The sequence below is a fragment of the Micromonospora sp. CA-248089 genome (assembly GCF_050948515.1).
In the GTDB taxonomy this organism is placed as follows: Bacteria; Actinomycetota; Actinomycetes; order Mycobacteriales; family Micromonosporaceae; genus Micromonospora.
In genome coordinates this window covers 3,799,292-3,813,966 of the sequence record NZ_CP192016.1, presented here as the reverse complement: position 1 = coordinate 3,813,966, position 14,675 = coordinate 3,799,292, and the positions used below count along the sequence as shown (strand labels likewise).

Sequence of the window (14,675 nt, the reverse complement as noted above, 5' to 3'; positions counted from 1 at the left end):
AATCATCGGCCGATGCGGACTGAGCTGCGAAAACGGGGGCACGGCATGACCGGACGGTACGTGTGGCAACTGCACGAGGTGGACGAGACGCGGATCGCCGCCGTCGGGGGCAAGGGCGCGCACCTGGGCGCGTTGACGCGGATCGACGGGGTGCGCGTACCCGGCGGTTTCTGCGTCGCGACCGACGCCTTCCGGCTGGTGGCGCGGACGCCGGCCCTCGCCGGACCGCTGGACCGGCTCGCCCGCGCGGACGCGGACGACCCGGCGGCGCTCCGGACGGCCGCCGCCGAGGTCCGCCGCGCCGTCGAGCGGACCGCGCTGCCGGGTGAGGTCGCGGCGGCGGTCACCGGCGCGCTGTCGGAGTTCGGCGCGTACGCCGCGTACGCCGTGCGGTCGAGCGCCACCGCCGAGGACCTGCCGACCGCCTCGTTCGCGGGCCAGCAGGACACCTACCTGAACGTGGTAGGCGCGGCCGAGGTGCTGCGGCACGTCAGCCGCTGCTGGGCCTCGCTGTTCACCGAGCGGGCGGTGACCTACCGGCGGAGGCACGGCATCGAGGACCGGGCCGTGGACATGGCGGTGGTGGTGCAGCTGATGGTCGTCCCGGACGCGGCCGGGATCATGTTCACCGCCGACCCGGTCAGCGGGGACCGGACGGTGGTCTCGGTCGAGGCCGGCTTCGGTCTCGGTGAGGCACTGGTCTCCGGCCTGGTGAACCCGGACGTCTTCACGGTCCGCGACGGCGCGGTGGTCGGCCGGACGATCGGCACGAAGGCGCGGGCGGTGCGCGCGGTGGCCGGCGGCGGCACCCGGGAGACGCCCGTCGACCCGGCGCGGCAGGCGTCTCCCGCGCTGACCGACGCGCAGGCGGTACGCCTCGCCGCGCTGGGGCGGCGGATCGAGGCGCGCTTCGGGTGCCCGCAGGACATCGAGTGGGCGCTGACCGGCGACGACGTCCACATCCTGCAGAGCCGGCCGATCACCACGCTGTTCCCGGTGCCGGCGGCCGGCGCCGACGGGCGGTTCCACGTCTACCTGTCCGTGGGCCACCAGCAGATGATGACCGACGCCATGAGGCCGCTGGGCCTGTCGATGTGGCGGCGCACCGCCATGGCGCCGATGCACGAGGCGGGCGGCCGGCTGTTCGTCGACGCCACGCCGCACCTGTCCACCCCGGCGGGCCGGACCGCGTTCCTGGGCATGATCGGCCGGGCCGACCCGCTCACCCGGGACGCGCTGGAGACGGTCCTCGCCCGGGACGTGGTGCCGGCCGCGCCGGACCCCGCACCGGCCGGCCCGCCCGCGAGCGGGCCGCCGCCCTCGATCGACACCGACCCGGCGATCGTCACCGCGCTGATCGAGCGCAGCCGGGAGTCGGTCGCCGCCCTGCGCCGCGACATCCGGGGCCGGTCCGGGTCCGGGCTGTTCGACTTCCTGGACGAGGCGTTCGCCGAGCACAAGCGGGTGCTCACCGATCCGGTGAGCGCTCAGGTGATCATGGCGGGGATGCAGGCCGCCTGGTGGCTCAACGACAAGCTGGGGGAGTGGCTCGGCGAACGCGACGCGGCCGACACGCTCACGCTGTCCGCGCCCGGCAACGTCACCGCCGAGATGGGGCTGGCGCTGCTCGACGTGGCCGACGTGATCCGCGCGTACCCCGAGGTGGTGGTGTTCCTGCGGGACGGCGCCGACGACGGGTTCCTGGGCGAACTGCCGAAGCTGCCGGGCGGCGTCGAGGCACGCGCGGCCGTCGAGGGATACCTGGACCGGTACGGCATGCGCTGCGTCGGCGAGATCGACATCACCCGGCCACGGTGGAGCGAGCGCCCGGCCACGCTCGTGCCGCTGATCCTCGACCACGTCCGTACCTTCGCCCCGGGCGCCGCCGCACGCCGCTTCGCCGACGGCCGGGAGCGGGCGCGGGCGAAGGCCCGGGAGGTGCTCGACCGCCTGCGCGCCCTGCCGGACGGCGAGCGCAAGGCCGCCGAGACGCAGGAGATGATCGACCGGGTACGGACGTTCGCCGGCTACCGGGAGTACCCGAAGTACGACATCGTCAGCCGCTACGCCGTGTACAAGCAGGCGCTCATGGCGGAGGCCGACCGGCTGGCCCGCGCCGGTGTGCTCGCCGATCCGGAGGACGTCTTCTACCTCACCTTCGACGAGTTCCGCGAGGTCGCGGCCACCGGCCGGGCCGACACCGCGCTGATCCGCGGGCGCCGGGACGAGTTCCGGGCGCATCAGGCGCTCACCCCGCCCCGGGTGCTCACCTCGGACGGCGAGGCGCTGAACGGCTCGTACCGGCGCGCCGACGTGCCGCCGGGCGCCCTGACCGGGCTGGCGGTCTCGGCCGGCGTCGTCGAGGGGCGGGCGCGGGTGGTGACGGACCTGACCGGTGCCGACCTTCAGCCGGGCGACATCCTCGTCACCGCGCACACCGATCCGAGCTGGACGCCGCTGTTCGTGGCCGTCGCGGGCCTGGTGACGGAGGTGGGCGGACTGATGACGCACGGCGCGGTGATCGCCCGCGAGTACGGCCTGCCCGCCGTGGTGGCGGTGCCGGACGCGACCCGGCTGATCCCCGACGGCGGGCGGATCCGCGTGCACGGCACCGACGGGTACGTCGAGCTGCTGTCCTGACCGGCGCGGCATGCTCGATGATGGACGTGCGACGAGCGGGGAGGCGTGATGCGGATCGGGGAGTTGTCGGCGCGTACCGGGGTCAGCGCCCGGTCCATCCGGTACTACGAGCAGCAGGGCCTGCTCGCCGCCGTGCGCACCGCGAGCGGGCAGCGGGTCTTCGCCGAATCGGCGGTGGACCGGGTCCGCCTCATCCAGCGGCTGTTCGACGCCGGGCTGAGCAGCCGCCGGATGGCCGAGCTGCTGCCCTGCGTGACCGATCCGGAGATCCGTACCTCGTGGCTGACCGACCGGCTGCGCGAGGAGCGGGCCCGGATGACCGCCGAGATGGCACGGCTCGCGCACGCCGTCGCGGTGCTCGACGACGTGGTGTCCGACATGAGCGTGACCGAGGACACCCGGGATCCGGCCGCCTGAGCGCTTGCCCTTGACACCGGTGTCAACTTCTAGCTTCGGGTCATGAACACGACCCTGGACACCGCATCGTTGGTGGCGCCGCTGCTGGAACCCGCCACCGTCGCCGGACTGCCGCTGCCGTCCCGTTTCGTGATGGCGCCGATGACCCGTAACCGCGCGCCGGGTGGCGTGCCGACGCCGGAGATGGCCGAGTACTACCGGCGCCGCGCCGCGGCCGGCGTCGGCCTGATCGTCACCGAGGGAGTGCTGGTGGACCACCCCAGCGCCGGCCACGAGGACACCGTGCCGCGGATGACTCCCGGCGCGGCCGAGGCCGGCTGGCGCGGCGTGGTCGAGGCCGTGCACGCCGCCGGCGGCCGGATCGCCGCGCAGCTGTGGCACCTGGGCAGCCTGCGCGAACCGGTGGACGGCGCTCCGGCGTGGACCCCCTCGGGGGTACGCGAGCCGGGCCGCCCGGCGCCGCGCGCGATGACCGCCGCCGACGTCGACGTGCTGCTGGCGGCGTACGCGGACGCGGCCCGGGTGGCGGTCCGGGCCGGGTTCGACGCGGTCGAGATCCACGCCGCGCACGGCTACCTGCTCGACGAGTTCCTGTGGCCGTACACGAATCGCCGGACCGACGTGTTCGGCGGCTCCCCGGCGCGCCGGGCGGCGTTCCCGGCCGCGGTGGTGCGCGCGGTCCGCGCGCAGGTGCCGGTGGGCCGCCCGGTGATCGTGCGGTTCTCCCAGTTCAAGGAGCGGGCGTTCGACGCGCGGATCGCGGACACCCCGGCCGAGCTGGGGCAGATCCTCACCGCGTTCGCCGAGGCCGGCGCGGACGTCCTGCACGCCTCGCAGCGTCGCTTCTGGCAGCCGGCGTTCGCCGGCTCGGCGCTGAACCTGGCCGGCTGGGCGAAGCGCCTCACCGGCCTGCCGTCGATCACCGTGGGCTCGGTCGGACTGCGGCGTGAGTTCCTGCGCCCGGACGGCCCGGAGTCGGTGGCGGGCCTGGCCGCGCGGCTGGCGGACGGGGAGTTCGACCTGGTCGCTCTCGGCCGGGCGCTGCTGGGCAACCCGGCCTGGGTGCGGCACGCCGCCGCGGGGCGGCCGGACGAGATCGTCGACTACCGGAAGGCGCACGAGGACGTCTATCCCTAGCCGGAAAGGGTTGACGCCGGGGGATGTTATCGCTCACAGTCGATGGCAGGGCATGAGCGCCGCAAGGCTCACCGGGCGAGCCGCGCTGGTCGTACCCCGACACCGCCACCGGACGCGGAGTCGGGACGTCGCACCACCACCATCGCGTGACCCCCGGAAGAGGAATCCGCATGAGACGAACGAGAGCCTTGCTCACCACCGGCATCCTGGCCGGCGCGCTCGCCGCCGGGATGGCGGTGGCCCTGGCGCCGACCGCGAGCGCCGGCACCACGCTGCGCGCGGCGGCGGCCGAGAAGGGCCGATACTTCGGCGCCGCGGTCGCCACCAACAAGCTGTCCGACAACACGTACGCCACGGTGCTGAACCGCGAGTTCAACTCCGTGGTGGCCGAGAACGAGATGAAGTGGGACGCCACCGAGCCGCAGCAGGGGCGGTTCACCTACACCGGCGGCGACCGGCTGGTCAGCCACGCCCGGGCGAACGGGATGTCGGTGCGCGGGCACGCGTTGCTCTGGCACCAGCAGCAGCCGTCGTGGGCGCAGGGTCTGTCCGGCAGCGCGCTGCGCAACGCCGCGATCAACCACGTCACCCAGGTCGCCACCCACTTCCGCGGGCAGATCTACGCCTGGGACGTGGTGAACGAGGCGTTCGCCGACGGCGGCAGCGGCGGTCGCCGCGACTCGAACCTGCAGCGCACCGGCAACGACTGGATCGAGGCCGCGTTCCGCGCGGCCCGTGCCGCGGACCCGGGCGCGAAGCTCTGCTACAACGACTACAACACCGACGGCATCAACGCGAAGTCGACGGGCATCTACAACATGGTGCGCGACTTCAAGTCGCGTGGCGTGCCGATCGACTGCGTCGGCTTCCAGTCGCACCTGGGCACCACGCTTCCCGGTGACTACCAGGCCAACCTCCAGCGCTTCGCCGACCTGGGCGTGGAGGTGCAGATCACCGAGCTGGACGTGATGACCGGCGGCAACCAGGCGAACATCTACGCCGCCGTCACCCGGGCCTGCCTGGCGGTGTCGCGCTGCACCGGCATCACGGTGTGGGGCGTGCGGGACTGCGACTCGTGGCGCGGCTCGGACAACGCGCTGCTGTTCGACTGCTCCGGCAACAAGAAGGCGGCGTACAACGCGGTGCTCGACGCGCTGAACTCCGGCACCAACAACCCGCCGCCGACCACCACCCCGCCGCCGAACAACCCGACCACCCCGCCGCCCAACAACCCGACCACGCCACCGCCCGGCCAGGGCGGGTGCACGGCCTCGGTGACGCTGAACTCCTGGACCGGTGGCTTTGTCGCCAACGTGAAGGTGACAGCGGGCTCGTCGGGCACCCGGGGATGGACCGTCACCATGACGCTGCCGGCCGGCGCGAGCGTCACCAACACCTGGAGCGCCACCGCGAGCGGTAACAGCGGCACGGTGCGGTTCACGAACGTCGACTACAACGGCCAGCTCGGCGCCGGCCAGAGCGCCGAGTTCGGCTTCCAGGGCAACGGAAGCGGATCGGGCATGACGCCCACCTGCTCCGCCTCCTGAGCGCAGGCGTCGCGGGGGCGGCACGACGTGCCGCCCCCGCGACGTCCGGTCGCGTCCTACCTGGAGCGCCGTCTCTGTTACAAGAAAGAGACATGCACATTTCGCGCGATTGGTTGACGGGGCAACTTGTGAGCGTTAACACTCGCCGTGACGGTTACCTGTGTCACAGGGGCCCACGGAGGGGAGAGGACGCTCGTGCGCAGACGAATCCTGGCCGCAGTCAGCGGCGCCGCGCTCGCGATCAGCCTGGCCGCGTGCAGCGGCGAGGGCGCCGGAGGCGGCTCGGACACCAGCTCCGCCACGCCCGGCGACCTGACGATCGGCGTCTCGATGCCGACCCAGACCTCGGAACGGTGGATCGCCGACGGCAACTCGGTGAAGGAGAAGTTGCAGGCCAAGGGCTACAAGGTCGACCTGCAGTACGCCGGGGACGACATCCCGACCCAGTCGCAGCAGATCGACCAGATGATCACCCAGGGCGCGGACGTGCTGGTCATCGCCCCGATCGACGGCACCGCGCTCAGCGGCCAGCTCCAGGCCGCCGCAGCCGCGAACATCCCGGTCATCTCCTACGACCGGCTCATCCGCAACAGCCCCAACGTCAGCTTCTACGTCAGCTTCGACAACTACAAGGTGGGCGTGGCGCAGGCCAACGCGCTCCTGGTCGGCCTCGGGCTGCTCACCAAGGACGGCGCCAAGGGCACCGCCACGGGTCCGTTCAACGTGGAGCTGTTCGCCGGCTCGCTCGACGACAACAACGCCGGGTTCTTCTTCAACGGCGCGATGGACACGCTCAAGCCGTACTTCGACGCGGGGACGCTGAAGGTCAAGTCGGGGCAGACCAAGATCGAGCAGGCCGCCATCCTGCGCTGGCAGCAGGAGACCGCGCAGAAGCGGATGGAGGACCTGCTCACCTCCAGCTACAACGACGGCAGCAAGGTCGACGGCGTGCTGTCGCCCTTCGACGGCCTGTCCCGGGGCATCATCACCGCCCTGCAGAACGCCGGTTACCGCGGCGGCGCCAAGAAGATGCCGGTGGTGACCGGTCAGGACGCCGAGGTCGCGTCGGTCAAGCTCATCAACGACGGCGTGCAGAGCTCGACCGTGTTCAAGGACACCCGGCTGCTGGCCGAGCAGGCGGTGATCGCCGCCGAGGCGTTCCTGCGCAAGGAGGAGCCGAAGGCCAACGAGACCAAGGCGTACAACAATGGCGTCAAGGTCGTGCCCGCCTTCCTGCTGCCGGTGCAGACCGTCTACAAGGAAGACATCAAGTCCGTCCTCATCGACTCCGGCTACCTGACCGAGCAGGAGGTGGCCGCCGGCCGGGCCGGCTGACCCGCGGCGACGGGCCCGGCGGCCACCCGCGCCACCGGGCCCGACCGCTCCGGACACCACGACCACGAGCAGGACGGATACATGAGCGATCACATCCTCGAGATGCGTGGCATCACGAAGACCTTCCCCGGGGTGACCGCGCTCCAGGACGTCTCGCTCGCCGTACGGCGCGGCGAGATCCACGCGATCTGCGGTGAGAACGGCGCCGGGAAGTCCACCCTGATGAAAGTGCTGTCCGGGGTCTACCCGGCGGGCAGCTACGACGGCCAGATCGTCTTCGACGGCGAGCCGGTCGGCTTCCGGGGCATCCAGGACAGCGAAGCGCGCGGCATCGTCATCATCCACCAGGAACTCGCGCTGGTGCCGTACCTGTCGATCGCCGAGAACATCTTCCTCGGCAACGAGCGCCGCGGCCGCGGCGGGCTCATCGACTGGCACCGCACCAACGCGGAGGCCGCGGCGCTGCTGCGGTCGGTCGGGCTGCACGAGAACCCGGTCACCCCCGTCATCCAGCTCGGCGTCGGCAAGCAGCAACTCGTGGAGATCGCCAAGGCGCTGTCCAAGAAGGTGCGGCTGCTGATCCTCGACGAGCCGACCGCGGCCCTGAACGACGTCGACTCGGCGCACCTGCTGGACCTGATGCGCCGGCTGCGTGACCAGGGCATCACCTGCATCATGATCTCGCACAAGCTCGGCGAGATCACCGCCGTCGCCGACTCGACCACGGTCATCCGCGACGGCCGTACCGTCGAGACGCTGGACATGTCCGACGGCGCCGTCACCCAGGACCGGATCATCCGCGGCATGGTCGGGCGCGACCTGGCCGCCTTCTACCCGACCCGCAGCGTGACGCCCGGCGACGAGGTGCTGCGCATCGAGGACTGGTCGGTGCGCCATCCGACCCAGGACCGCCTGGTCGTCGACCGGGCGTCGCTGCACGTGCGGGCCGGGGAGGTCGTCGGCATCGCCGGGCTGATGGGCGCCGGACGCACCGAGCTGGCGATGAGCGTCTTCGGCCGGGCGTACGGCCGGGACATCCGCGGCCGGATCTTCGTCCGGGGCCGCGAGGTACGGACGCGCACGGTGGCCGAGGCCATCGCGAACGGCATCGCGTACGCCACCGAGGACCGCAAGCACTACGGCCTCAACCTCATCGACGACGTCCGGGGCAACATCTCGGCCGCCGCGCTCGACAAGCTCGCCCGCAACGGCTGGATCGACGGCAACCGGGAGATCCAGGTCGCCGAGCGGGGACGGCGCGACATGAACATCAAGGCGCCGACGGTGATGTCGGTGGTGGGCAAGCTCTCCGGCGGCAACCAGCAGAAGGTCGTGCTGGCGAAGTGGCTGTTCACCGACCCGGACGTGCTGATCCTCGACGAGCCGACGAGGGGCATCGACGTCGGCGCGAAGTTCGAGATCTACACGATCGTCAACCGGCTGGTGGCCGAGGGCAAGGCGGTGGTCCTCATCTCCTCCGAACTGCCCGAGCTGCTCGGCATGTGCGACCGCGTATACACCCTCGCGGCCGGCCGGATCACCGGGGAGATGCCGGTGAGCGAGGCCACCCAGGAGAACCTGATGGAACTCATGACCAAGGACAGGGATCTCGTCCGATGACCAGCACCAAGCCTCCCCCCGCCACGAAGATCGCCACCCCGGACACCGGCGCGGCGGCGACCCTGCACACCGGCACCAGCGATCCGCGCACGCTGATCCTCGGCAACCTGCGGCAGAGCGGCATCTACATCGCTCTGGTAGTGATCGTCGCGCTGTTCGCGGTCCTCACCGACGGCGTCTCGCTCAGCCCCGGCAACCTCACCAACATCGTGCTCCAGTACTCGTACATCCTGGTGCTCGCGATCGGCATGGTCATCGTGATCATCGGCGGGCACATCGACCTGTCCGTGGGATCGGTGGTGGCGCTCACCGGAGCGGTCTCCGCGGTGCTCGTCATCCGCGAGGGCATGCCCTGGTGGGCCGGCGTGCTGGCCGCGCTCGCGGTGGGCGTCGCGGTCGGCGCGTGGCACGGGCTCTGGGTCGCGTACGCCGGGATCCCGGCCTTCATCGTCACCCTGGCCGGCATGCTCCTGTTCCGCGGCCTCACGCTGCGGGTGCTGGACAACATCTCGCTGTCGCCGTTCCCCGAGGAGTACCAGCGGGTCGCCGCCGGTTTCCTCAACGGACTGCTGGGCGGTGAGGGCTACGACGCCTTCACGCTGTTCATCGGCGCGTTCGCCGTCGTCGGGTACGCGGTGGCCGTGTTCCGGACCCGGGTCGCCCGGGTGCGCCACGAGCAGCCGGTGGAGTCGTTCCCGCTGTTCGTCCTGCGGATCGTGGTGGTCGGCGCCGTGGTCATGTGGTTCGCCTGGCAGCTCGCCAACGCCCGCGGCCTGCCGATCGTGCTCATCGTGCTGGCCGTTCTGGTGCTGATCTACGGCCTGCTCACCCGCCGTACCGTGTTCGGCCGGCAGGTGTACGCGATCGGCGGCAACCTGCCCGCGGCGATGCTGTCCGGCGTGCGGGTGAAGCGGGTCAACTTCTGGATCTTCGTCAACATGGGCTTCCTGTCCGCCGTGGCGGGCGTGATCTACTCGTCCCGGTCCAACGGCGCCCAGCCGGCCGCCGGCAACATGTTCGAGCTGGACGCGATCGCGGCGGCCTTCATCGGCGGCGCGGCGGTCACCGGCGGGGTCGGCACCGTGGTCGGCGCCATGGTGGGTGGCCTGATCATGGCGGTGATGAGCAACGGGATGCAGCTCATGGGCATCGACCAGTCCGTCCAGTCGGTGGTGAAGGGTCTCGTCCTGCTCGTGGCGGTGGCGTTCGACATCTGGAACAAGCGCCGGGCGGCCGGCGCCCGGTGACGGCCGGCCGGACGCTCGCCCCTTCGTCCGGCCGACCGCCGTTCACCGGCCGCAGCCGCTCACGCCCGGCTCCACCGCTGGTTGGTGTTGCCGTGGCAGGTCCAGACGATCACCCGGGTGCCGTTGGCGGTGCCCGCGTTGTCGACGTCCAGGCACAGCGACGGGAAGCGCACGTTGCTCACCGTGCCGTTGCCGTTGATGGTCCACTGCTGGTTGGTGCCGCCGTTGCAGTCCCAGATCTGTACCCGGGTCCCGGCCGTCGCGCTGGTCGGCACGTCCAGGCACTTGCCGAGCACCTGCAACGCCTGCCCGTTGGCGGTGAACTGCTGGTTGGCGTTGCCGTGGCAGTCCCAGATCAGCGTTCCGGTGCCGTTGGCGGTGCCGGCGTTGTCGACGTCGAGGCATCGGCCGGACGACTCGCTGCGCAGCCGGAACGTGGTGGGGACCGGCGGCGGGGTGGTGGTGCCGCCTCCGCTGACCCGGTAGACCACCGTGCCGTGCGCGGGCACGCTGGCGGAGATCGTGCCGGTGCTGGTGAAGGTGGCGTCGGTCCACGCGTCGCGCAACGTGAACGAGCTGCCGCTCTTGCCGATCGCGGCCGCCGTGGTGGAGACGGTGGTGGTCGAGCCGCCCTGGTTGAACAGCGCCACCGCCACGTCGCCGTTGGCCAGCGGCTTGGCCAGCACCCGCCGGGTGCCGTCGAAGGAGACCTGGACCGCCTGGCGGCCGAGCGTGTCCTGGTTGATGGCGACCAGGTTGGCGTTGCGCAGGATGGCCAGGGTGGCCGCGCTCGCCGAGCGTACGTCGTTGCCCATCATCAGCGGCGCGGCCAGCATGGACCAGAGCGCGAAGTGGCTGCGCATCTCGGTGTCGTTCATGCCGCCGTTGCCGACCTCGAGCATGTCCGGGTCGTTGAACCCGCCGGGCGCGGCGTATCCGGCCAGCGGCACCGTGACGTCGACGATGTTCTGGATGCCCATCGGGTACCCGTTGGTCTGGCCGGTGTTCCACGCGTTGGTGATGTCCTCGGTGGTCCGCCAGAGGTTCGCCACGTCGCTCCAGTTGCGCAGCGGCCCGGTCTTGGCGTGGTAGCTGTTGGGGTTGATGCTGTAGACGATCGGCCGGCCGGTGGACGCCAGCGCGTCGCGCATGATGCCGAACCGCGCCACCTGGTCGTTTATCGTCCCGGTGCCGGAGCACCAGTCGTACTTGAGGTAGTCCACGCCCCAGGCGGCGAACTGCCGCGCGTCCTGGTACTCGTGGTTGAGGCTGCCGGTGGCGCCGGGGAACGTGCCGCCGACCTGGGCGCAGGTCTTGTCCAGCGGCACCTGGTAGATGCCGAACAGCAGGCCCCGGGCGTGCAGGTAGTCACCGAGCGCCTTCATCCCGCTGGGGAACCGCTGGGGGTGCGCCTGGAGGTTGCCCTGCGCGTCCCGGTTCGGGTTGAACCAGCAGTCGTCCACGACGACGTACTTGTAGCCGAGGTCGCGCAGGCCGTTGGCGACGATCGCGTCGGCGGTCTGGCGGATGAGGGTCTCGTTGATGTTGCAGCCGAAGGTGTTCCAGGTGTTCCACCCCATCGGCGGGGTGCGGGCGACGCCGTTGTCCAGCGCCCGGGCCGGGCGTGGGGCCATGGCCTGGTCGGTGACGGTGGCGGCGAGCGCCACCGCCGCGACGCCCAGGACGGCCAGCGTCCGTCGGGTCCATTTGCGCACGGGTCCTCCTCGGTGGCCGGGCGCCGTCCGTGCCGGTGCCCGGAAGGGAGCGGCCCGCCGGTCGCACGGCGTCGCCCGTGGTCCACGGGGACGGACGCGGCACGGCAGTTCCAGCGGCCGGTCGGTGCCGGCGGGCGCTCGTGGGTGGTGGGGGTTCCGGCGGTCGACGGGGTCGCCGTCCGTCGCCGCCCGGCTGCGGCGCCGGGGTTTCCCGGACAGCGGCGCCACAGTGTGGGGATGGCGAAATGTTATCGCTGACATCAAACACTGTAAATAGGCTGACGACCCCCGGGCGGCCCGCGGCCGCCGGTCGCCGCGGGCGTCGCGGCGAGAAAAAGAGCCGCTGAGCGGCCCTCTGAGCGGCTCGGCGGCGGTGTCTGGACGCCTGGGCCCGGGGCGGCGGGAGCGCCGAGAGAATTTCCGGAAGTTCCATCGATTGTTGTCGTTAACAGGTCGTCGGCCCGCGGTTCGGCCGCGCCGTCGGCGTGGATCTCCCGGCCGGCGGCAGGGCCGGTCCGCGCGGGGCGGCGGACGCCGGTTCCGGGTGCCGCCGCTCGTTACGCAGCTGTTGCCCGGAGGTGTCTTGACGGATGTATATGTGAGCGCTAACACTAACCCCGTGACACGGCGGAGGTGCAAATGAGCGAAGTGGACGCGTCGGATCGGTACGTGATCGGGGTCGATTTCGGCACACTGTCCGGGCGGGCGCTCGTGGTCCGGGTCCGTGACGGCGCCGAACTCGGTACGGCGGTGCACGAATACCGGCGCGGGGTCATCGAGACCGCGCTTCCCGACGGCGGCCCGGCTCTGCCCCCGGACTGGGCCCTCCAGGACCCGGACGACTACCGCGACGTGCTGCGCCACGCGGTGCCGGCCGCGCTCGCCGAGGCCGGCGTGGACCCGTCCCGGGTGGTGGGCATCGGCACCGACTTCACCGCCTGCACCGTGCTCCCGACCCTCGCCGACGGCACGCCGCTGTGCGAGATCCCGGACCTGCGCGACCGGCCGCACGCCTGGGTGAAGCTCTGGAAGCACCACGCCGCGCAGCCGCACGCCGACCGGATCAACGCGCTGGCGGCCGAACGCGGCGAGTCGTGGCTCGGCCGCTACGGCGGCAAGATCTCCGCGGAGTGGCAGTTCGCCAAGGGCCTGCAGATCCTGGAGGAGGATCCGGAGGTCTACCGGCGCGCCGAGCGTTTCGTCGAGGCCGCCGACTGGATCGTCTGGCAGCTGTGCGGCGCCGAGACGCGCAACGTCTGCACCGCCGGCTACAAGGGCATCCGGCAGGACGGCCGGTACCCGTCGCCGGACTACCTGGCCGCGCTCGCCCCCGGCTTCGCCGACTTCGTGACCAAGCTGGACGGTCCGCTGCTGCCGCTGGGCGCGCGGGCCGGCACCCTCAGCGCCCGCGCCGCCGCCTGGACCGGTCTGCCCGAGGGCATCGCGGTCGCGGTCGGCAACGTCGACGCGCACGTCACCGCCGCCGCCGCCCAGGCGCTGCGGCCGGGCCGGCTGGTCGCCATCATGGGCACCTCCACCTGCCACGTGCTCAACGGCACCCACCCGGCCGAGGTGCCGGGCATGTGCGGCGTGGTCGACGGCGGCATCAGCCCCGGCGCCTGGGGCTTCGAGGCCGGGCAGAGCGGCGTGGGGGACATCTTCGGCTGGTTCGTGCGGCACGCCGCCCCGGCCGGGTTCGACTCGCACGAGCGGCTCACCGAGGCCGCCGCCGCCCAGCCGGTCGGCGCGCACGGCCTGGTGGCGCTGGACTGGTGGAACGGCAACCGGTCCCTGCTGGTCAACCACGACCTGAGCGGGATGATCGTCGGGCTGACGCTCGCCACCCGGCCGCCGGACGTCTACCGCGCGCTGCTGGAGTCCACCGCGTACGGCACCCGGATGATCGTCGAGGCGTTCGCGCAGGCCGGGGTGCCGGTCGACGACCTGGTGGTGGCCGGTGGGCTCACCTCCAACCGGCTGCTCATGCAGATCTACGCCGACGTGACGAACCGGCCGCTGAGCATCATCGGCTCCGCCCAGGGCCCGGCGCTCGGCTCGGCCATCCACGCGGCGGTGGCCGCCGGGGCGTACCCGACGATCCACGAGGCGTCCGCCGCGATGGGACGCATCGACGAGGCCGTCTACCGGCCCGTCCCGGAGAACGTGCGGGCCTACGACGCCCTCTACGCCGAGTACCGCGCCCTGCACGACCACTTCGGTCGCGGCGCGAACGACGTCATGCTCCGCCTGCGGGCGATCCGCAACGCGGCAGCCGACGCCGCCGCGGACCGCACCGCCGCGACCCTGGAGGTGGTCGGATGAACAGCCAGGTGACCGCGCTGCGCGAAACCGTGGCCCGCCTGCACCGCGAACTGACCCGCTACGACCTGGTGGCCTGGACCGCCGGCAACGTGTCGGCCCGCGTACCCGGTCAGGACCTGATGGTCATCAAGCCGAGTGGTGTCGACTACGACGACCTGACCGCCGAGGCCATGGTGGTCTGCGACCTCAACGGCGCGGTGGTCGACGGCGACGGCGCCCCGTCCAGCGACACCGCCGCGCACGCCTACGTCTACCGCGCCATGCCCGAGGTCGGGGGCGTCGTGCACACCCACAGCGGATACGCCACCGCCTGGGCGGCCCGCGGTGAGGCGATCCCGTGCTGGCTGACCGCGCAGGCCGACGAGTTCGGCGGGGAGATCCCGATCGGGCCGTTCGCGCTGATCGGCGGCGACGACATCGGCAAGGGCATCGTCAGCACGCTGGCCGGGCACCGCTCGCCCGCGGTGCTCATGCGCAACCACGGCGTCTTCACCATCGGCCGCGACGCGCGGGCGGCGGTCAAGGCCGCGGTGATGTGCGAGGACGTCGCCCGGACCGCACACCTGGCCCGGGCGCTCGGCCAGCCGGTGCCGATCGCGCAGGCCGACATCGACTCGCTCTACGACCGCTACCAGAACGTCTACGGCCAACGTCCGCCGGCGCCCTGACCCCGGACCGGGCGCCGCGCATCCACC

At 72.0% G+C, this 14,675-nt stretch carries 10 protein-coding genes; 9 read left to right on the top strand and 1 reads right to left on the bottom strand.

Annotated elements, in window-relative coordinates:
* The first annotated feature begins 45 nt into the window (after nucleotides 1-45).
* From rph to mmsB, 7 genes are all read left to right on the top strand, one after another.
* Nucleotides 46-2,640, top strand: coding sequence for a rifamycin-inactivating phosphotransferase (gene rph / locus ACQP26_RS18120; RefSeq protein ID WP_433493474.1), 2,595 nt, complete (start codon nucleotides 46-48; stop codon nucleotides 2,638-2,640).
* A 48-nt stretch (nucleotides 2,641-2,688) separates the two neighbouring features.
* Nucleotides 2,689-3,057 carry a MerR family transcriptional regulator gene (locus tag ACQP26_RS18115; RefSeq protein ID WP_269705539.1) on the top strand — a complete coding sequence of 123 codons (369 nt, stop codon included), beginning with the start codon at nucleotides 2,689-2,691 and terminating at the stop codon, nucleotides 3,055-3,057.
* A gap of 42 nt (nucleotides 3,058-3,099) precedes the next feature.
* Entirely contained in the window at nucleotides 3,100-4,194 is a 1,095-nt protein-coding gene (locus tag ACQP26_RS18110) for a 12-oxophytodienoate reductase (RefSeq protein ID WP_269705540.1), read from the top strand.
* A gap of 170 nt (nucleotides 4,195-4,364) precedes the next feature.
* Complete coding sequence (locus ACQP26_RS18105) at nucleotides 4,365-5,741, top strand: endo-1,4-beta-xylanase (protein ID WP_269705541.1); 1,377 nt, start codon at nucleotides 4,365-4,367, stop codon at nucleotides 5,739-5,741.
* 195 nt (nucleotides 5,742-5,936) lie between these two features.
* The gene (gene chvE, locus ACQP26_RS18100; RefSeq protein WP_433493473.1) at nucleotides 5,937-7,076 is read left to right on the top strand and encodes a multiple monosaccharide ABC transporter substrate-binding protein; all 1,140 of its coding nucleotides are present in this window, start codon (nucleotides 5,937-5,939) and stop codon (nucleotides 7,074-7,076) included.
* Between the two features lie 81 nt (nucleotides 7,077-7,157).
* Nucleotides 7,158-8,696 (top strand): multiple monosaccharide ABC transporter ATP-binding protein, encoded by a 1,539-nt coding sequence (gene mmsA, locus ACQP26_RS18095; protein WP_269705543.1) that lies wholly within the window; start codon nucleotides 7,158-7,160, stop codon nucleotides 8,694-8,696.
* Nucleotides 8,693-9,943, top strand: a complete 1,251-nt coding sequence (gene mmsB / locus ACQP26_RS18090; RefSeq protein WP_269705544.1) for a multiple monosaccharide ABC transporter permease — start codon at nucleotides 8,693-8,695, stop codon at nucleotides 9,941-9,943. Before mmsA ends, mmsB begins: the two co-directional genes overlap by 4 nt.
* A 59-nt stretch (nucleotides 9,944-10,002) precedes the next feature.
* Here the strand turns inward: mmsB and ACQP26_RS18085 are convergent, their stop codons facing one another.
* Entirely contained in the window at nucleotides 10,003-11,658 is a 1,656-nt protein-coding gene (locus ACQP26_RS18085; RefSeq protein WP_269705545.1) for a glycoside hydrolase family 27 protein, read from the bottom strand.
* A gap of 639 nt (nucleotides 11,659-12,297) precedes the next feature.
* Here ACQP26_RS18085 and araB point away from each other — a divergent pair.
* Both araB and ACQP26_RS18075 read left to right on the top strand, forming a co-directional pair.
* The gene (gene araB / locus ACQP26_RS18080; RefSeq protein WP_281577546.1) at nucleotides 12,298-13,980 is read left to right on the top strand and encodes a ribulokinase; all 1,683 of its coding nucleotides are present in this window, start codon (nucleotides 12,298-12,300) and stop codon (nucleotides 13,978-13,980) included.
* On the top strand, nucleotides 13,977-14,648 hold the full coding sequence (locus ACQP26_RS18075; RefSeq protein ID WP_433493472.1) for an L-ribulose-5-phosphate 4-epimerase: 672 nt from the start codon (nucleotides 13,977-13,979) through the stop codon (nucleotides 14,646-14,648). Before araB ends, ACQP26_RS18075 begins: the two co-directional genes overlap by 4 nt.
* The last annotated feature ends 27 nt before the right edge of the window (nucleotides 14,649-14,675 follow it).

Bases quoted from the DNA above. Each gene is read 5' to 3' on its own strand.
- rph (WP_433493474.1), top strand. From the start codon at position 46: ATGACCGGACGGTACGTGTGGCAACTGCACGAGGTGGACGAGACGCGG.
- ACQP26_RS18115 (WP_269705539.1), top strand. From the start codon at position 2,689: ATGCGGATCGGGGAGTTGTCGGCGCGTACCGGGGTCAGCGCCCGGTCC.
- ACQP26_RS18110 (WP_269705540.1), top strand. From the start codon at position 3,100: ATGAACACGACCCTGGACACCGCATCGTTGGTGGCGCCGCTGCTGGAA.
- ACQP26_RS18105 (WP_269705541.1), top strand. From the start codon at position 4,365: ATGAGACGAACGAGAGCCTTGCTCACCACCGGCATCCTGGCCGGCGCG.
- mmsA (WP_269705543.1), top strand. From the start codon at position 7,158: ATGAGCGATCACATCCTCGAGATGCGTGGCATCACGAAGACCTTCCCC.
- mmsB (WP_269705544.1), top strand. From the start codon at position 8,693: ATGACCAGCACCAAGCCTCCCCCCGCCACGAAGATCGCCACCCCGGAC.
- araB (WP_281577546.1), top strand. From the start codon at position 12,298: ATGAGCGAAGTGGACGCGTCGGATCGGTACGTGATCGGGGTCGATTTC.
- ACQP26_RS18075 (WP_433493472.1), top strand. From the start codon at position 13,977: ATGAACAGCCAGGTGACCGCGCTGCGCGAAACCGTGGCCCGCCTGCAC.